The sequence below is a fragment of the Ruegeria sp. AP12 genome (assembly GCF_056540025.1).
Genome location: NZ_JBQFVZ010000005.1, coordinates 251,789 through 267,598 on the forward strand (window position 1 = coordinate 251,789; position 15,810 = coordinate 267,598).

A 15,810-nucleotide genomic window follows, 5' to 3' on the forward strand; every position below is an offset into this window, starting at 1 on the left:
ATGGGGCCGCTTTCAGTATATACATCCATATATACCGGAGGTCCAAATGATCGAAACCAAGATCCGCAAGGTCGGAAACTCGGCCGTTATGACATTGTCGACCGAAATGCTGACTATCCTTGATGCCAAGGAAGGGGACACCCTTTTTGTGCTGCGCGGGGATGATGGCACGTTGAAAGTCATGGCGCATGACCCTTCGGTGGCCGAGGCGCTGGCCGCGGCTGAGGTCGTCATGGATGAAAACCGCGACCTTCTGCAGGCCTTGGCTTGAAGCCGCGGATCTGGGTTCCGCTGGCCGCAGTCATCGCCATTCACGACCGACAAATCTCGCGCCATGGCGGTGCGCCCGGTATGCGCGACCGGGCGCTGTTGGAGATGGGCTGCGCAAGGGCGATGAATCTGGCGGCCTATGAGGACGCCGATCTGGCGGCAATCGCAGCGGCCTATGCGTTCGGCATCGCCAAGGCCCATGCGTTCATCGACGGCAACAAACGCACGGCTTTCGTCACCGCCCTGACCTTTCTGAGGCTCAATGGATATGCCTTCCTCCCCGACCCGGTCAAAGGTGTCCAGATGATGGAGGACCTTGCAGCGGGTCAGGTTGACGAGACGGAATTTGCGGCCTGGCTGAAGGCTGGCTGGACACAGACCTAAGCCGTCTCGGCAATTGCTCAAGACCACCAAAAAGCAAAGCCCCGCTGCGAATGAGCGGGGCTTTTTTATCTTGGTCCTGCGTTAAACTTACCCGCCGAAATCGTCGAGCATGATGTCTTCGCGATCCACGCCCAGATCCAGCAGCATGTTGATGACCGACTGGTTCATGATTGGCGGGCCACACATGTAGAACTCGCAATCCTCGGGCGCGGGATGGTTCTTGAGGTATTCGTCGAACAGAACATTGTGGATAAAGCCGGTGTAGCCTTTCCAATCGTCCTCGGGCTGAGCATCCGAAAGCGCCACGTGCCATTCGAAATTGTCGAACTCCTCGGCCAGCTGATCGAAATCCTCGACAAAGAACATCTCTTTCTTCGAACGCGCACCGTACCAGAAGGTGATCTTGCGGTTGCGGTTCTCAAGACGCTTGAGCTGGTCGAAGATATGGCTGCGCATGGGCGCCATACCGGCACCACCGCCGATGAAGACCATCTCTTTCTCTGTCTCGCGGGCGAAGAACTCACCAAACGGACCCGAGATCGTCACCTTATCACCCGGTTTCAGGTTGAAGATATACGACGACATTTGACCGGCGGGGATCCCTTCGGAGCCCGGAGGTGGCGAAGCAACCCGGACGTTCAGCATGATCATGCCCTTTTCATCCGGATAGTTGGCCATCGAATAGGCGCGTTCGATCGGCTCATTCACGACGGACTCGTATTGCCACAGATTGAACTTGTCCCAATCCTCGCGATACTCTTCCTCAACGTCGAAATCGGTGTATTTCAACTGGTGCGCGGGGGCCTCGATCTGGATGTAACCACCGGCGCGGAAGTTCACATCTTCACCTTCTGGCAGGTCCAGCGTCAGGGCCTTGATGAAGGTGGCCACGTTCTCGTTCGAGCGAACGGTGCATTCCCACTTCTTGACGCCAAAGACCTCTTCGGGAACTTCGATATCCATGTCCTGCTTGACCGCGACCTGACAGGACAGGCGGTCGCCGCAGGCGGCTTCGCGCTTGGTGATGTGGCTTTCTTCGGTCGGCAGGATCGACCCGCCGCCCGAATGCACACGCACCCGGCATTGCGCACAAGTACCGCCGCCGCCACAGGCCGACGGAACGAACAGTTTCTCGGCCGCCAGCGTTTGCAGCAGCTTGCCGCCCGCCGGAACGGATACGGTTTTCTCACCGTTGATCGTGATGTTGACGTTGCCCGTCGATACCAGACGCGAGCGGGCGGCCATGATGATGGCAACCAGACCCAGAACGATCAGAGTGAATAGGATGACGCCTAAGCTAAAGGTTTCCATTGCGCCCTCCTTACAGTTTCACGCCCGAGAAGGACATGAAGGCCATAGCCATCAGTCCCGCGGTGATGAAGGTGATGCCAAGACCCTGCAAGCCGTCCGGAATATCCGAATATTTCAGCTTTTCGCGCACACCCGCCATCGCGGTGATTGCCAGCGCCCAGCCAAAGCCCGAAGACAGACCATAGGTCGCCGCCTCGGCAAAGTTATAGTCGCGTTCCACCATGAACAGCGAACCACCCAGAATGGCGCAGTTCACCGTGATCAGCGGCAGGAAGATCCCCAGCGCGTTGTAAAGCGGCGGGAAATACTTATCCAGGATCATCTCGAGGATCTGAACCATCGCCGCGATCACACCGATATACGAAATCAGGCCAAGGAAGGTCAGGTCCACATCCGGGAACCCGGCCCAGGCCAACGCGCCCGGTTTCAGCAGGTAGTTCAGCAGCAGGTTGTTGGCAGGCACGGTGATCGCCTGAACCAGCATCACCGAAATCCCCAGACCCAGCGCCGTCGAGATCTTCTTCGAAACGGCGATGAAGGTACACATCCCCAGGAAGAAGCTGAGCGCAAGGTTTTCGACAAAGATGGCCTTTACGGCCAGTGAGATCAGACCTTCCATCAGTGGGCCTCTACCTGCTGAATTTTGTATTCACGCTCTTCCACCTGGTTCGGCTTCCATGTGCGGAAGGCCCAGATGATCAGACCGATGATGAAGAACGCCGACGGCGGCAGCAGCAGCATGCCGTTGGGCACGTACCAGCCACCGTTGTTGACGGTTTCAAGGATGGTCACACCAAACAGCGATCCGGCACCGAACAGCTCACGAATGAAACCAACCAGTAACAGGATCAGGCCATAGCCCATACCGTTGCCCATGCCGTCGATGAAGGACGCAACCGGAGGGTTCTTCATCGCAAACGCCTCGGCGCGGCCCATCACGATACAGTTGGTGATGATCAGGCCAACAAAGACCGACAGGGTTTTTGAGATCTCAAACGCATAAGCCTTGAGGATCTGGTCCACCAGGATCACCAGCGAGGCAATGATCACCATCTGCACGATGATCCGGATCGAGCCCGGGATCTGGTTGCGCAGGCACGAGATGAAGAAGGACGAGAACGAGGTCACGAAGATCACCGCCAGCGCCATCACCATCGACACCTGCAGCGACGAGGTCACCGCCAGCGCGGAACAGATGCCCAGCACCTGCAAGGTGATCGGGTTGTTGTCGACAAGCGGGTCGACCAGCATCTCTTTCTTGGTCTGAGACATTAGAACTCTCCTGCTTGCAGCTTGGCCAGGAACGGAGCATAGCCCGCGTCGCCCATCCAGAATTTCACCAGGTTATCGACACCGACCGAGGTCAGGGTCGCCCCTGCCAGCGCGTCAATATAGAAATCAGGTCCGGCGGCAGGCTGGGATTTCGACACGGTGATCTGAAGATCGCCATTGTCATCGCGCAGCTTCTTACCGTTCCAAAGCGCTTTCCAGCGGGGGTTGTCCACCTCGGCCCCAAGGCCCGGGGTTTCACCATGCTGATAGAATTGCAGGCCGTAGATATCGTTGCCGTTATTTTCCAGCGCGATAAAGCCATAGAGCGTGGACCACAGGCCATAGCCATGCAGCGGCAGGATCACCTTGTCCAGATCGCCCGCATCGTCCCGCAGCAGATAGATTACGCGGTACTTGGATTTGCGGCCAATGCCAGCCGGGTCATCATCCAGCGCAACGCTCAGCTCAGGATCGCTGGCGGCGGCAATGTCGTCGAAGGTGGCCGGATCGAACTGGTCATCAACGAAATCGCCGGTGGACAGTTCCACAACATGCGGCTCGAACGCGGCGAAAGCCTCGGTCACGTCGGTGCCCGGCTCATAAACGCCTGCCACCTGCAGCACGTTGATCTGCTTGTCCTTCAGGCGGTTGACCTCTTGCACCGGACGCAGGCTGACCGCCGCGGCCGAGACAACCATCGAGGCGACAAGACAGACGGCGACCGCGATGAAGATCGTCTTGCCGACCGAATCCGGCGAGGCCGCCAGAAACTTGGCAATCGCGCCCTTGGGTTCTGGGGATTGCGTATCAGACATGGCGACGCGCCCTCCGTTTGATGTTGGCCTGAACGACGAAATAGTCGATCAGCGGTGCAAAGACGTTGCCGAACAGAATGGCCAGCATCATGCCTTCGGGGAAAGCCGGGTTGATGACACGGATCATCACAACCATGACACCGATCAGCGCACCGTAGATATAGCGGCCCATGTTGGTGTGGCTGGCCGAGACCGGCTCGGTCACCATGAAGGCCAGACCGAAGGCGTAGCCGCCGATGACGATGTGCCAGTACCATGGCATCGCAAACATCGGGTTGGTGTCGGACCCGATCAGGTTCAGCAGCAGGGTAAAGCCAATGGTGCCCGCCAGACAGCCGATGATCAGGCGATAGTTGGCTATCCGCGTGGCCAGCAGGAAGGCCAGACCGATCATACAGGCCAGCGTCGAGGTTTCGCCAAAGCTGCCCTGAATCGAGCCAAAGAACGCATTCCACCAGGTAATGCCATCAGCGGCCAGTGACTGAAAGCCCTGCGACGCCGAGACGGACAGAGCAGTCGCGCCCGAGAACCCGTCAACCGGCGTCCAGACCGTGTCACCGGACATGCTGGCCGGATATGCGAAATACAGGAACGCCCGGCCCACCAGAGCGGGGTTCAGGAAATTCTTGCCGGTGCCGCCAAAGACCTCTTTCCCGATCACAACGCCAAAGATGATCCCCAGCGCCACCTGCCACAAGGGCGCAGTAGCTGGCATGATCAGCGTGTAAAGCATTGAGGTGACGAGGAAACCTTCGTTTACTTCGTGCCCGCGCACGGTGGCAAAGATGACCTCGAAGATACCGCCTGCAACCAGCGTCACGATGTAGATCGGCAGGAAATACATCAGCCCGTGCATCACATTGGCAAAGACGCTGGAGGGGTCCAGCGAAATCCCAAACATCTGCAACAGCGCAATCCGCCATCCGGTCGCCGAGTCAGGCCCCAGCGCAGCAATGGCCGAGTTCGCCTGATAACCGGTGTTATACATCCCCCACAGGATACAGGGGATTGTCGCGAACACGACATAGGTCATGATCCGCTTCATATCGATATACGACCGCGCATGCGGCGCGACGGTGGTTACGGTTTTCGGAGTGTAGATAAAGCTTTCCACCATCTCGTAGATGGGGAAGTACTTCTCGTACTTGCCGCCCTTGGTAAAGTTCGGCTCGATCCGATCAAAGAAGCTGCGCAAACCCATTTGGCTCAGCCCTCCTTTTCAATCTTGGTCAGGCAGTCGCGCAGCGCCAGCCCGTATTCATATTTCGCCGGACAGGCAAAGCCGACAAGGCCCAGATCCTCTTCGTCCAGCTCCAAAGCACCCAGCGCCTGCGCCGTGTCGGTGTCCATCACCAGCAACGCACGCAGCAGCTGTGTCGGCAGGTAATCCTGCGGCATCAACTGCTCAAACGTGCCGGTCGGAACCATAGCCCGGCGTCCGCCATTCAGGTTCGAGGTCAGCGGAAACAGCTTCTTGGCAAGGGCAGAGCCCAGAACCGGCTGCACCGCGAATTTCGACGGCATCGGAAGGATCCAGCCCAGCGTGTGCTGGTCGTGATCTTCGCGAATGATCGAGATCTGGCGGGCAAAGCGCCCCAAATAAGCGGTCGGTCCATCGGCCTGCGTTCCCGACAGGATCGAGCCCGAGATGATCCGGGGCGTGCCGTCGACATTGACCTCGTCCCGGGTCAGATCGTCGGTTGAGGCACCCATGACGGTACGGATCAGGCGCGGCTGACGCGCGCAGGGGCCGCTGATCGCGATGACGATATTCGGGTCCAGATGACCGGTCTGCACCAGACGACCGATGGCGATCACGTCCTGATAGCCGATGGTCCAGACCTGTTTGTCGCCTGCCAGAGGTTCAAGGAAGTGGATATGCGTACCAGCCAGACCTGCCGGGTGCGGGCCCGCGAAGGCGGCGGCTTCAACACCGGGCGCATCCGCACCGGGAACGCTGTCGCCGTCCTTGTGGCAGAGATACGTCTTGCCCTCGGTCAGTTTTGCAATGGCCCCAAGACCCGCAGCAAACGCATCCCCCGCATCCGCAATGATCACAGCGGCATCTGCGGCCAGAGGTTCGGAATCCATCGCCGTCACGAAGATTGCAGCGGGTTTGGTTCCGGGTTCGGGCATTTTCGAATAGGGCCGCGTGCGGAACGCGGTCCACAAACCGGCGGCGCACAGCTTTTCGGTCACACCTTCGGCACTGTCGACATTGCCAACCCCCGAGAAATCGACGCCCGCATCATTGGGGTCCGATACCTCGATCACCACACTTTGCAGCACGCGGCGCGCACCGCGATTGATTGCCACGACCTTGCCGGTCAGCGGGGCCACCATCATCGCATCGGGCGCATCCTTGTGACAGAACAAGGGCGTGCCGCGTTGAACAGCATCCCCTTCCTGCACCAGCATGCGTGGTTTGAGCCCCAGATAATCTGCGCCCAACGCCGCTACGGTTTTGAATTCCGGCCCCGGATGGATTTTCTGTTCAGGCGCACCCTGAACCGGCAATTCCATCCCCTTCTTCAGTTTGAAAGTTTGCATGTCGCTACTGTCTTCCAAGCCTCTTTACCTGCGCCGACCATCTCTGCCATCGGGTCATGGCCCGAGATAGCGCGAATTGTCTCATCCAAGGGAGGGCAAAAGCGCCATTTCCCTGCCAAAATCCGCTGGCGTTCTTTCGATCACGGACCCTTTACGCGCGCCTGTCGCGAAACGCAAACCTGTTACCGCCGAAAATGCGGAAACCCTATCACTTTCTGTGTGAACAGGCACAATGGCAGCAATCTAGCATAAAAAAAACCGTGTCGCGCCCGGTTTCTATCCGGTGTAAGCAACGGAAATGACAACATCTGACCAGTTCGAGATCTTTTTGGCGGCGACCCCGGGCCTCGAGGCGCCGCTCTGTGACGAAGCCGTTCAGAACGGATTCGCAAACGCCCATCGCGTGGCCGGCGGCGTCAGTTGCCGGGGCGACTGGTCCGAGGTCTGGCGCGCCAATCTGTGCCTGCGCGGGGCAAACAAGGTTCTGGTCCGGATCGGCAGTTTCCCCGCTGTTCATCTGGCACAACTGGACAAACGCGCCCGCAAATTTCCATGGGCCACATTCCTGCGCCCCGACATCCCCGTGAAGGTGGAGGCCACTAGCCGCAAGTCGCGCATCTATCATGCCGGGGCCGCGCGCCAGCGCATTGAACGCGCCATCTCGGAAACGCTGGGCGCACCGATTTCATCCGAGGCAGACCTGCGCGTCATGCTGCGCATCGAAAAAGACGTCTGCACCCTGTCGCTGGATACCTCGGGCGAGCCTTTGCACAAACGCGGTCACAAACCCGCCATCGCCAAGGCGCCGATGCGCGAGACCATGGCTGCCATGTTCCTGCGCAATTGCGGCTATGACGGGTCCGAACCCGTGCTGGACCCCATGTGCGGCTCGGGCACTTTCGTGATCGAAGCCGCCGAGATCGCCCTTGGCCTGCCCCCCGGCCGCTCGCGCCGGTTTGCGTTTGAAGACCTGGCCTGCTTTGACGCAGAAGCGTTTGACGCGCTGCGCGTAACCGGGCCTGAGGTACAGACGTCCATCAGGTTCTACGGCTCGGACCGGAATGCAGGCGCTATCGAAGCCGCCACCGCGAACGCAGATCAGGCCGGTGTTTCGGACGTGGCCCAATTCACCCAACGCGCGGTCAGCGACATAAAACCACCCGAAGGCCCCGCCGGGCTGGTGATCGTCAACCCACCTTACGGAGCCCGCATCGGCGATGAAAAACGCCTCAGGTCGCTTTACGGCAGCCTGGGCAAGACGCTGCTGTCGCGCTTCTCGGGCTGGCGCGTTGGGATCGTGACCAGCAATCCTTCTCTCGCCCGATCCACCCGCTTGCCTGATTTGTCCGCCGGGCCAGTGGTCGATCACGGCGGCACGAAAATCAAACTCTACCAATCCGGCCCGCTGCCCTAAAGGCCCGCATAGCTGCGTTCATCCCGCGCGCCTGCCTATTCCAGTTGCCCGCGAGATATAGAAATATCCCTCTTGCACATCCCAAACACCGGGTATAGACCCGCCGCCACGGTCGGAGTGTAGCTCAGCCTGGTAGAGCACTGTCTTCGGGAGGCAGGGGTCGGAGGTTCGAATCCTCTCACTCCGACCAAACCAAAGTTGTCCCGTAATTACGCAATCATTTTGCTTGCAGAGCTGCCGTTGCGTGTTTCGGTGGTGCTTGAGTCCTATGCTCCTTGTCCACCAGCCCCCTTCGCAAGTGGTCCGCCGTGAACCGGCAACCATAAGAAAGTTCGGTGCCTACTGCCTTGACGCAGTAGCTCGAGCGCAGTGCAAGATGTTTCGACAGCTTTGCGGACGCAGCCGAAGCCTTATTTTTGTGCTTTGTAAAACGGACGTTTAGAGCGGCGCAACAAAGAACGCAGGGGCTTTCTCGCCTTTGCTAAGACTCGCCTCAAATGCGCGGGCGGTGTCGAGGGCTTCGCGGATTGTCACGTCCATATCGAGGTAGCGATAGGTTCCCAACCGGCCTACGAACGTCACTCCGTCCGTTGAACGAGCAAGATCAACGTAGGATCCGAGCAACTCCTTTTCCTTCACCTGACGGATTGGATAGTAAGGCGTGTCACCGGGTTCTGCCAATCGAGAGAACTCGCGATAGCAGACCGAGCTTTCGTGCTGTTCCCATGGGGCAAAATGCTTGTGCTCGGTGATACGGGTATAGGGCACGTCCTCGTCACCATAATTCATGACCGCACAGCCTTGGTAATCCCCATCATAGTCAAACCGTTCGAAATCAAGCGTGCGATAGCCAAGGCGCCCCAACTGGTAGTCGAAATACCCGTCAAGCGGCCCCGAATAGAACACATGATCGTAGTCTGCGCCCATATCCTTGGTGAACTGGGTGTTCAGATGCACGGTGATCCCGGGATGATCCAGAATGGCCCCGATCATCGCGCTGTAACCGTTTTCCGGCATCCCCTGAAAGCGATGAAAGAAATAATTGTCGTCGTAATTAAACCGGACCGGCAATCTTTTCAGGATGGATGCCGGTAATTCCGACGGATGAAGGCCCCATTGCTTTTTCGTGTAACCCTTGAAAAACGCTTCGTACAAATCCTTGCCGACAAAGCGCAGCGCCTGTTCCTCGAATGTCTGGGGGTCGTCGATACTGGTGTCTGCCTGCTCTTGCGTGATGAAAGCTTCAGCCTCATCCGGGCGCAGGGTTTTGCCGAAGAACTGGTTGATCGTGTGCAAGTTGATCGGCAGCGAGAATACGCCCCGTTTGCCGTCCGCGTCGCGCGACGTGGTTTTGACGCGGTTCTTGTAAGGCAGGAAGGTCTCGAACCGGTTTACGTAATCCCACACCTCGGCGTCGTCTGTGTGAAAGATATGGGGCCCGTAGACATGCAGCAGCACACCGGTTTTTTCATCGCGGGCCGTGTGGCAATTTCCGCCAATGTGATCCCGCGAGTCGACGACGGTGACATCATGGCCCGCCTCTGCCAGGTGCCGACCGATTACAGCGCCGGACAAGCCCGCGCCAACCATCAAATATTTTCCAGACATTCCCGGCCTTCTCGGTTTCTGTTGGCGGTATGTGTCGATATTTGATTGCAGAATATCTTGCAACCAGAGTCTTGTTGGGCCCCTTCCACCGATGCACTCTGCCCTCGCATTGCTGTTCCCGCTCAGGTCTTTTTGGAAATTGTCGTCATATCCAACGGTTTGCTCAGCTGTCGCCGCGCGATCTTGAATATCCCGGCGCGGGCCTCGCTGGCGCTGCGAAAACGCGGCAGAACCGACATCCAGCCCCGGCACATGCGCCAGCCCACCTGTACCCGGCCCGAGATTGGCTGACCGCCCTGCAATATCCCGGCAAAGACAATCGGGACCGTGCGGCGAGACAGATCGAACATCTCTTTCAAGACCGCCTCTTCCTCTTCCGAGCTCAGGTTGCCCGTCTCAGCCATCACCGCCTTCAGGTTCTTGCCGATGGGTCGGGTATGATGCATTGCAATCCCGTCCAGAATGGCAGTGCGATATGCTCCGGCCTCGTCCCAGCGGCACCAGATATAGTCCAGACCATAGCCGCTCATGGTGCCGCGGAACAAAGGCAGGGCCTTCCTGAGAACATCCCGGTGCAGGCAGGGGGCCATGATCTCGATGTAGTTGGTGTATCGCAGCACAAATCCGGGGCATTGGCTGAACACAAAATGCGAGAAATAGCTTTCGGGGCTGAGCGAGGGCTGCGCGATCCTCAGACCATGCGTGTTCATCGCATCAAACAGCGCGTTCACATCCTGCGCGCTGATGTCAAGATCGTCATCGGGCAGCCAGTAGAAGTCATACGCATCCAAATCCCGATCTGACAGGGTTGCGAACAGCCCGTCCCATTTCCCGCCCTTGATCAGAACCGCCTCGACCCCAGGCTCTGGCTGGAACGCCGCAAAAGCCTCGTCCGAAAAAAAACTGATCAGAAGGTCATAGTTCCGGTCTTCATAGGGAATCTCCGTCCAACGGGTATGGAGGGATTTGCCGCCCGCACGGACGACGACAAGGTTCTTTTTCATATACGGTTCCGAAGCGTGTTATCCGTGCGCAGCAAGGGGCCCAGCCCTTCAATCATCTCTGGCTTCAGGGGATGGCTGAGCCGCCCGTAGGTGTACTTGATCTGGTACAACAGGTTCCGCACGAACCGGCCGATGGACGACTCGCTTTTCTTGCTGGTGCGGCAGGCTTCTATGTTGCTGTCAAACACCCCACGCTCGGCCACCATCTGCTCTGCCAGGGTCAGGATCGGGACTTTGTGTTCCCAATAAAACTTGAGATCGATGTCCACAGGCCGCGCAAACGGCGCGTGTACCCGAAGCAATTGTGCCGCAGCACGGCGACCCAGAATATAACCCGTGGTTCTGGGCGGCAGACAATCCGACAAGACAAGGTTCTGATCAGCAAAGGGTTTCAGTATCTGATTATTTCGGCCTGAAACGCCATCCAGTTTGATCATGACATCTTCAAAGCATTCGGAACATTTCGACAATGCTCTCAGAAAGGCCGTCGGGTCCTGCACAAAAGTCGCATCGTCCTCCAGCACCAGAACAACGTGATCCTCGGACTCGGCTACAGCTTGCCAGATTTGCCGATGCCCAAGCGCACAGGCCACTTCGTTTGCGCTGAGGGGACGTTTGAACTTGCTTCGGTTCATGTCCGCGTCATAGTAACGACCCAGGTCGGTTTCGTTCAGCTGATCACCGGCAAGGGCGTCCGAAAATTCATACTGCAAACCCAGGCGCGCAAGTTCGTCTTCGCAGGAGCGTCGCCGGTCTACGTCTTTTGGCAGACTAAGAATTACGGCTTTGATCGACACTTGCTTTCACCTAATCAAATTTGCCGGGGTTCTAAGGGCCATACATGACATTCACAAGCGTTAAAACGGCACCTGCATGCGCCGTTGGGTGCGCTGAGCCCAATGGCGGTTTTCCGCTGAACAACAAGCCCGGCGTAAATATTCAGAAGCCCGTCCCCCAAAGATGTACCACGATAGGCCAATGTCAGGCTATCACACTGAAACTGCTTATTCAAATTTCGAATTACGCTTGGTGAGATGCAAAAATACTTTCGCTGAACGGAGGCTTAATCAAACCGCCCCACATAGCGTCCGGCAACGGCTTTCCCTTGTAATATTGGGTGATCGGCGTGACCGATATGACACATAATACCGGATGACCAACTGATCCTTTGCGCATTCATATGCTGCGCATACGGGGTAAACGGCAATGTGCCGACCTCTTGCAACTCTGCTCGATCATTCCTAGCTGAGCATCCCTACGCGGCGAATATTGCCGTCATACGCTCGTCCATCGAAAACGGTCACTCTGTCACGTGATACAATCTGCCCTTTAGGCAGAAATGATTATAGGTTATCTGAGCGAGCGCATGGTTTCATGATCTGGAGAATGCAATGATTAAGCGCGCCTGGAATGAATGGCGATCCGGCTATATGGGCCGCCTGATGGGCGAAAGTTTACGTGCTCAGGGCTGGATGTACGCTGTCGCAATTGTTGCGATGATCATCGTGGCAGCCACCACTGCCGGGTCGGCCTATATGATGGAATACATCGTAGATGCCATGACCAGCCCCGAGATGCGCGAATGGGCCCCATTGATTGCGTTCGGCGTCATCGGGTTGTTCCTGGCCAAGGCGGTGGCTTCGTTCGTGCAGGCGGTTTACCTTGCGCGGGCGGGGAACCGGATTGTCGCGTCGCAACAGCAAAAAGTGTACCGGAAATTGATCCGGCATGGCGTTGGTTTCTTTGGCAAGAATGAATCCTCCGGACTTTTGATGCGAACGACAAATGGCGCGCAGGCCGCCCGTAAACTGATCGACGTTCTGGTGACCGGCTTCATTCGCGATGCCCTTACGTTGTTGGGGCTGGTTATCGTAATGGTCTATCAGCAACCGCTGTTGTCCGTCATGTTCCTGATCGTGGGCCCCGTGGCCTTGCTGGGTGTCCGGTACCTTTTGAAAAGTGTCCGGACGATTATGAAGGCCGAATTCAAATCGATGGCCGAAATCATCCGCGTACTGCAGGAAACCTCTGCCGGGATCCGGGTCATCAAGGTGCTTTCACTGGAAGATCGTATGACCGAGCGGATGGATACCGCCGTTCGGAAAGTTGAAAAACGCGCCAATGACATTGCCCGTCTGCAGGCCATTGCAAGCCCGCTGATGGAATTCCTCGCGGGCTTGGCGATTGCAGGCATCCTGATTGTCAGCACCCTTGGCATTGCCGGAACCGAGCAGCCCACGGCCGGTCAGTTGATGTCCTTCATCACCGCCTTGCTGATGGCCTATGAACCCGCAAAGCGACTGTCGAAAATGCGCGTCCAGATCGAGGCAGCCATGGTCGGCGTAGGCCTCCTGTTCGGCCTGCTTGACCAGAAGGATACCATGATCGAAAGCCCCGACGCCGAGGATCTGCCTGAAGGGCCGGGTGAGATCGCGCTAAAGAACGTGAAGTTTGGCTACCAGGGCTCGATCTCGGTGATCGACGACATGAATGTGACCTTCGAAGCCCGTAAAACCACGGCTCTGGTCGGTCAGTCCGGCGGCGGGAAATCCACGATTTTCGGTCTTATCATGCGCTTCTACGACCCGCAGGAGGGTACCGTGGAGATCGACGGCCAAGATGTGCGCCTCGCAAGCTTCGACTCTCTGCGCAAGAAGATCTCCTATGTGGGCCAGGACACGTTCCTGTTCTCGACCACCGTCATGCAAAACCTGCGCTTCGCCGCGCCGGATGCGACAGATGAGGAGATCTATGACGCCGCCCGCGCCGCCTATGCGCATGACTTCATCACAGAACTGCCGGATGGCTACGACACGATGGTGGGTGAGAACGGTGCATTCCTGTCTGGCGGTCAGAAACAGCGATTGGCAATTGCCCGCGCCATCCTGCGCAAGGCGGAAATTCTGCTTCTGGACGAGGCGACCAGCGCACTTGATGCCGAATCCGAAAACCTTGTGCGCGAAGCGTTGGATTCCCTGACCAAAGACATGACCGTGATCGTCATTGCGCACCGTCTGTCGACGGTTCTGGAGGCTGACAAGATCATGGTGGTTCAGGATGGCTCGGTTATCGAACAGGGCAATCTGGACGAGCTGATGGCCCGCGATGGCAGCTTCCGCAAGCTGTTTGACCAGCAGTTCAAGAAGGGCAACGAAAAAGCAGCGATTGCCGGGTGAGTATCCCGGCCTCGGTCTGTTCCCGAGGCCCGGAACACTAACGCTGGTCGCAGGACCCTAGGGCAGATCGTCCAGCAACATCGGATAAAGCAGATTGCCCGCCTGTGGTCCGGCCCCCAGATAATCGACCCATTGATCCGTCGACTCATTGTAGCGGCGATAGCGTTCGATCTTGTCGTATAGACCGTTAACGATGGTCTGCTGTTCCGAGATCGGCAGGCGCACCCAGTCATCTTCGGTAATCGCCATGATCTGCGATTTGTAGGGCAGATCCGCCAGATATTCGTCTAGCGCCACCGCCTCGGCCAGGCTGGGATCGGACTGGCGCGACACCTGATCGGGTCGGCGGCTCATATCCGCGGCCACACCCAAAACCTGCGTAAAGAACTGATCGGGGTTCACCACGTTGCGCTCGGCCTGATCCACGATGATACGCAGGGCCTCTTCCAGATTGCTCAGATCGGCCTTGGAGATCAGCAGCCGGATCGACAGCGGTTTCAGGCCCGTGCGGTCAAAATCACGGTCGGCCACGTAAGCCTCGAACAGATCGGGCGCTTTCGCGCCCTCGGTCCGGCCCAGATAAGCCAGTTGCATGGTGCGGCTGGCGGTGTTCAGACCGCTGAACAGCCCGCCTTCACTTTCGTCGATGATCGCGTCCTCGTTCAGCAACTCATCGCCACCGCTGCGCCGATAGGATGACGCCTGCTGCGCCACGAACTGTCCCAGCTGACGGGCGGTGTCCTTGTAGATGGCCGGATCGCCGTTTTCGATCGGGAAATACAACGGCGCGGAGTTCGGGAAAGCGGTCAGTTGCTTATAGGCTGCCTCGGCCGAGGGGTGATCTTTTGCCCCGCGCTCGGTCCGCAAGTGCATGACCGCCATGGCCCCGCCAATGCGTTCACGGATCAGCCGGTTCAGGCTTTCCGCGCTGAGGCCGGTGGACGAGTATTCGTCATCGAACTCACGAGGCCCGGCATCGGTGACCAGCACGATAAACCGGCTGCCGAACTCACCCCAGTCCATATCCTGCAACGCATGTTCGATGCCACGATAGCTGTCTTCGCGGAAGTTCTTGCTGCTGGATTCGGCCTCCTGCATCTGGTCGATACCGGCCAGAAAATTCTCGACATTCAGGCCCTGTTCCAGATCGACAAAGGTTTTGACGTCATACCCCAGCCCCGGAGCCGCCTGCAGGCTGTCGCGATAGCCCACAAGCCCAAAGCTAAGCGCATTAGCCGCGTCCGAGGATGCCGCCTGACGATACACCACTTGCAGCGCATCCCGTGTGGCGCGGATATAGGGCTCCATCGAAATTGTTGTATCGACGACAAACACCACCGCTGTTTTCAGATCACCCGTCGCGTCGGGGCTGGTCACGTCCGGCAGGTTCGGCGCGTTGGCGCTGGCCACGGCAACCTGCAACAGATTGACGAAGGGGCCGATATCGAACACCGCCTCTTCGGTGGACAAGATCGGCATGACATAGAGGTTCTGCCGCTGGTCAATCGTCTCACGCGGGCCAAGGGCGATCACGGTTTCCGACGGCGTGCCGCCCTGTTCCGCCGCCAGTGCCTCATCCCGGGCATCCTTGGCCAACCCGGCTGGATTTTCGCTTTCGATGATGTCGTAGATCGGATCGATGTCGTTGAAGAACAGAACCCGCCCCACATTGTCGCTGCCTTCCAGCGTCGCGACGATGTTCTGGTTCCAGTCAACTGTCGCCGTCTGCGGCACCCACATCAGATCGTCACCCTGATCGGTCGCGCCAATCTGCATCCAATCGCCGTCCCGTTCGTAAACAAAGAACACCTGCAAAGGCGACAGGGCGGTGGCGGTTTCTTCACTATCGGGCTCAACCCGCGCGTCGATGCGTTCGCGGATCAGCACCCGTTGGAACAGGCTGGTTTTGCCCTCGATCGGCAGCGGCGATTTCGATTGCGCCAGCACCGGCCCGGTCAGCATCAAGGCAGTTGCAAGAAGGGCTATCCGTTTCAACATCATATCCG

The 15,810-nt window shown here is 58.0% G+C and carries 14 protein-coding genes and 1 tRNA gene; 5 read left to right on the plus strand and 10 right to left on the minus strand.

Features of this window, described 5'->3' with window-relative positions; all coding sequences use genetic code 11:
- Positions 1-46: 46 nt before the first annotated feature.
- Together ACR0E6_RS15255 and ACR0E6_RS15260 are read left to right on the plus strand one after the other, a co-directional pair.
- Complete coding sequence (locus tag ACR0E6_RS15255; protein ID WP_170622240.1) at positions 47-271, plus strand: AbrB/MazE/SpoVT family DNA-binding domain-containing protein; 225 nt, start codon at positions 47-49, stop codon at positions 269-271.
- Positions 268-654, plus strand: a complete 387-nt coding sequence (locus ACR0E6_RS15260; protein WP_480584865.1) for a type II toxin-antitoxin system death-on-curing family toxin — start codon at positions 268-270, stop codon at positions 652-654. Before ACR0E6_RS15255 ends, ACR0E6_RS15260 begins: the two co-directional genes overlap by 4 nt.
- Positions 655-741: 87 nt before the next feature.
- Here the strand turns inward: ACR0E6_RS15260 and nqrF are convergent, their stop codons facing one another.
- The 6 genes from nqrF to ACR0E6_RS15290 are packed head-to-tail and all read right to left on the minus strand — an operon-like array spanning position 742 to position 6,602.
- Complete coding sequence (gene nqrF, locus ACR0E6_RS15265; RefSeq protein ID WP_480584868.1) at positions 742-1,965, minus strand: NADH:ubiquinone reductase (Na(+)-transporting) subunit F; 1,224 nt, start codon at positions 1,963-1,965, stop codon at positions 742-744.
- Positions 1,966-1,975: 10 nt separating this feature from the next.
- Positions 1,976-2,584 (minus strand): NADH:ubiquinone reductase (Na(+)-transporting) subunit E, encoded by a 609-nt coding sequence (gene nqrE, locus ACR0E6_RS15270; protein WP_170453916.1) that lies wholly within the window; start codon positions 2,582-2,584, stop codon positions 1,976-1,978.
- A complete protein-coding gene (locus ACR0E6_RS15275) occupies positions 2,584-3,237 on the minus strand; it encodes an NADH:ubiquinone reductase (Na(+)-transporting) subunit D (protein ID WP_152460184.1) in 654 nt (217 codons plus the stop codon). The genes nqrE and ACR0E6_RS15275 overlap by 1 nt, the downstream gene beginning before the upstream one ends.
- Positions 3,237-4,052: a Na(+)-translocating NADH-quinone reductase subunit C gene (locus ACR0E6_RS15280; RefSeq protein WP_170522537.1), complete on the minus strand. Its 816-nt coding sequence runs from the start codon at positions 4,050-4,052 to the stop codon at positions 3,237-3,239. Before ACR0E6_RS15280 ends, ACR0E6_RS15275 begins: the two co-directional genes overlap by 1 nt.
- Positions 4,045-5,253 carry an NADH:ubiquinone reductase (Na(+)-transporting) subunit B gene (locus tag ACR0E6_RS15285; protein WP_170632544.1) on the minus strand — a complete coding sequence of 403 codons (1,209 nt, stop codon included), beginning with the start codon at positions 5,251-5,253 and terminating at the stop codon, positions 4,045-4,047. Before ACR0E6_RS15285 ends, ACR0E6_RS15280 begins: the two co-directional genes overlap by 8 nt.
- A gap of 5 nt (positions 5,254-5,258) precedes the next feature.
- Positions 5,259-6,602, minus strand: a complete 1,344-nt coding sequence (locus ACR0E6_RS15290; protein WP_480584872.1) for a Na(+)-translocating NADH-quinone reductase subunit A — start codon at positions 6,600-6,602, stop codon at positions 5,259-5,261.
- A gap of 298 nt (positions 6,603-6,900) precedes the next feature.
- On the opposite strand from ACR0E6_RS15290, the gene ACR0E6_RS15295 reads away from it, so the two are divergent.
- Entirely contained in the window at positions 6,901-8,016 is a 1,116-nt protein-coding gene (locus tag ACR0E6_RS15295) for a THUMP domain-containing protein (RefSeq protein WP_170453920.1), read from the plus strand.
- A 113-nt stretch (positions 8,017-8,129) separates the two neighbouring features.
- A tRNA-Pro gene (locus ACR0E6_RS15300) sits at positions 8,130-8,206 on the plus strand.
- 248 nt (positions 8,207-8,454) lie between these two features.
- Here ACR0E6_RS15300 and glf read toward each other — a convergent pair.
- The 3 genes from glf to ACR0E6_RS15315 form a co-directional block, all read right to left on the minus strand.
- The gene (glf, locus tag ACR0E6_RS15305) at positions 8,455-9,624 is read right to left on the minus strand and encodes a UDP-galactopyranose mutase (RefSeq protein ID WP_480584876.1); all 1,170 of its coding nucleotides are present in this window, start codon (positions 9,622-9,624) and stop codon (positions 8,455-8,457) included.
- 122 nt (positions 9,625-9,746) lie between these two features.
- On the minus strand, positions 9,747-10,628 hold the full coding sequence (locus ACR0E6_RS15310; protein WP_480584879.1) for a hypothetical protein: 882 nt from the start codon (positions 10,626-10,628) through the stop codon (positions 9,747-9,749).
- A complete protein-coding gene (locus ACR0E6_RS15315) occupies positions 10,625-11,425 on the minus strand; it encodes a glycosyltransferase family 25 protein (protein ID WP_480584881.1) in 801 nt (266 codons plus the stop codon). The genes ACR0E6_RS15310 and ACR0E6_RS15315 overlap by 4 nt, the downstream gene beginning before the upstream one ends.
- A gap of 594 nt (positions 11,426-12,019) precedes the next feature.
- On the opposite strand from ACR0E6_RS15315, the gene ACR0E6_RS15320 reads away from it, so the two are divergent.
- A complete protein-coding gene (locus tag ACR0E6_RS15320) occupies positions 12,020-13,804 on the plus strand; it encodes an ABC transporter ATP-binding protein (RefSeq protein WP_480584884.1) in 1,785 nt (594 codons plus the stop codon).
- Between the two features lie 57 nt (positions 13,805-13,861).
- Here the strand turns inward: ACR0E6_RS15320 and ACR0E6_RS15325 are convergent, their stop codons facing one another.
- Positions 13,862-15,805 carry a vWA domain-containing protein gene (locus tag ACR0E6_RS15325; RefSeq protein WP_480584888.1) on the minus strand — a complete coding sequence of 648 codons (1,944 nt, stop codon included), beginning with the start codon at positions 15,803-15,805 and terminating at the stop codon, positions 13,862-13,864.
- Positions 15,806-15,810: the final 5 nt, after the last annotated feature.

Excerpts from the sequence above, each read along its gene's own strand:
- ACR0E6_RS15255 (WP_170622240.1), top strand. The coding sequence starts at position 47 with ATGATCGAAACCAAGATCCGCAAGGTCGGAAACTCGGCCGTTATGACA.
- nqrF (WP_480584868.1), bottom strand. The coding sequence starts at position 1,965 with ATGGAAACCTTTAGCTTAGGCGTCATCCTATTCACTCTGATCGTTCTG.
- nqrE (WP_170453916.1), bottom strand. The coding sequence starts at position 2,584 with ATGGAAGGTCTGATCTCACTGGCCGTAAAGGCCATCTTTGTCGAAAAC.
- ACR0E6_RS15275 (WP_152460184.1), bottom strand. The coding sequence starts at position 3,237 with ATGTCTCAGACCAAGAAAGAGATGCTGGTCGACCCGCTTGTCGACAAC.
- ACR0E6_RS15280 (WP_170522537.1), bottom strand. The coding sequence starts at position 4,052 with ATGTCTGATACGCAATCCCCAGAACCCAAGGGCGCGATTGCCAAGTTT.
- ACR0E6_RS15285 (WP_170632544.1), bottom strand. The coding sequence starts at position 5,253 with ATGGGTTTGCGCAGCTTCTTTGATCGGATCGAGCCGAACTTTACCAAG.
- ACR0E6_RS15290 (WP_480584872.1), bottom strand. The coding sequence starts at position 6,602 with ATGCAAACTTTCAAACTGAAGAAGGGGATGGAATTGCCGGTTCAGGGT.
- ACR0E6_RS15295 (WP_170453920.1), top strand. The coding sequence starts at position 6,901 with ATGACAACATCTGACCAGTTCGAGATCTTTTTGGCGGCGACCCCGGGC.
- glf (WP_480584876.1), bottom strand. The coding sequence starts at position 9,624 with ATGTCTGGAAAATATTTGATGGTTGGCGCGGGCTTGTCCGGCGCTGTA.
- ACR0E6_RS15310 (WP_480584879.1), bottom strand. The coding sequence starts at position 10,628 with ATGAAAAAGAACCTTGTCGTCGTCCGTGCGGGCGGCAAATCCCTCCAT.
- ACR0E6_RS15320 (WP_480584884.1), top strand. The coding sequence starts at position 12,020 with ATGATTAAGCGCGCCTGGAATGAATGGCGATCCGGCTATATGGGCCGC.
- ACR0E6_RS15325 (WP_480584888.1), bottom strand. The coding sequence starts at position 15,805 with ATGATGTTGAAACGGATAGCCCTTCTTGCAACTGCCTTGATGCTGACC.